The organism is Streptomyces sp. NPDC058964 (assembly GCF_042741275.1).
Classification (GTDB): Bacteria; Actinomycetota; Actinomycetes; order Streptomycetales; family Streptomycetaceae; genus Streptomyces.
In genome coordinates, this window is record NZ_JBHYKH010000075.1 from 5,041 (window position 1) to 6,517 (window position 1,477).

Sequence of the window (1,477 nt, forward strand, 5' to 3'; positions counted from 1 at the left end):
CTGGGGGCAAACAACACAATCTATCTCAAGTCGCGGGGCGGGGTCGGGGCGCGGGTGGGGCTGGCCAGCATCATCGATCCGCGCCGGATGGCGGCGGAGCCGCGGGCTGCCGCGCGGATCGTGGAGCTGTGCGCGGGACATCCGCTCGCCCTGCGCATCGGCGGCGCCAAGCTCGCGGCCAGGCCGCACTGGTCCCTGACACGCCTCGCCGACCGGCTGGCCGACCAGCGGACCCTGCTCGACGAACTCCGCCTCGGTGACCGTGAGGTCAGGTCGGGGCTGCTGGAGAACCATCTGGCCCAGCGAGGCGAGGTGCGCCGGGCGCTGTTGTCCCTCTCGATGCTCGGCACCGCGTCCTTCTCCCTGGCCACGGCTGCCTCGACCATCGGGCGACCGGTGGAGGAGACACAGGTCCTCGTCGACGAGCTCATCGACGCCCATCTTCTGGGAGTGGTCGGCGAGCCGCCGGAGCAGTACCGTCTGCACCGTCTGACCTGGAGCTTCGCCTGTGACCTGGCGTCCGCCCAGCACGCGGGCGGCGCGGGCGTGGTCGTTCCGGCCCAGCGAGTGGGGCCGGCGGGGGCCGCGGGCGGCTGCTCTGACAACGATGGCGGGATCCAGGTCCGCACCTGACGTTCCTGCACCTGAGCCGACGCGGTCCGCTCAGGTGCAGGGGGCGGCACTCCGGAGGGCGAGCGGCGTCAGCCCGTGGACTCCACGTTGACGTCGCCGCCCTCCGTGTGTGCCCTGACCTTGTGCGCCGAGCCGGAGTCGGTCTTCACGTCCACCGAACGGTGGCCGCCCTCCGTGGTGGCATCCACGGCGTACGTGCCCTGGGGCAGATGGACCGTGGCGTCGCCCCCTTCCGTACTGGCGTCCACCTTGTCGGGCACGCTCTTGAAAGAGACCGAGACGTCGCCGCCGCCGTTGGCCGCGGTCACGGACTTGGCGGAGGAGTCGCCGATGTCGACCGAGCCGCCTTCGGACTTGGCGTACGTGGCGCCCGACAGGCCGTGGACCGTGATGTCGCCGCCGCCCAGGGTCAGATGCGCGGCGGTCGTCGCGGGAACCTCCACGTGGTACCGCACGGCGCACTTGTCGGCGTCGGAACCGCATCCGGAGCTCTTCAGCAGCAACTGGCCTCCGGTGACGGAGTGTTCGGTCTGCGGCCTGCCGTCGCTGTAGTCGTACTCCTCGACGACCTTGACGGTGTCGCCGGTCGCCGCCACGACCTCTATGGATCCCGCGTAGTTGTCGACGCGGAGCGAAGTGATCTTCTTGTTGACGGCGTACGACTGTTTGTCCGTCTTCGATGGGGACGAGCAGGCCGTCAGCACGGTCGCGGCGGCGACCGCGCACATCGCGGCTTTCTCCGCTGCGCCTGCGAAAAAAATGGGGCGCGGGATTGTGATCGGAAAGAGTTACTATTATTATATGCTTAAAATCTGGAACGATCAAACGGGTAGGGCAAACGCCC

General features: G+C 68.9%; 1 protein-coding gene and 1 pseudogene. One reads left to right on the forward strand and one right to left on the reverse strand.

The features are described from left to right. A pseudogene (locus ACFW2E_RS12700) lies at positions 1 to 633 on the forward strand (hypothetical protein); the annotation flags it as partial. 68 nt (positions 634 to 701) lie between these two features. On the opposite strand, the gene ACFW2E_RS12705 reads toward ACFW2E_RS12700, so the two are convergent. Then, positions 702 to 1,361 (reverse strand): DUF4097 family beta strand repeat-containing protein, encoded by a 660-nt coding sequence (locus ACFW2E_RS12705; protein ID WP_384465571.1) that lies wholly within the window; start codon positions 1,359 to 1,361, stop codon positions 702 to 704. Positions 1,362 to 1,477 lie beyond the last annotated feature (116 nt).

Excerpts from the sequence above, each read along its gene's own strand:
- ACFW2E_RS12705 (WP_384465571.1), bottom strand. The coding sequence starts at position 1,361 with ATGTGCGCGGTCGCCGCCGCGACCGTGCTGACGGCCTGCTCGTCCCCA.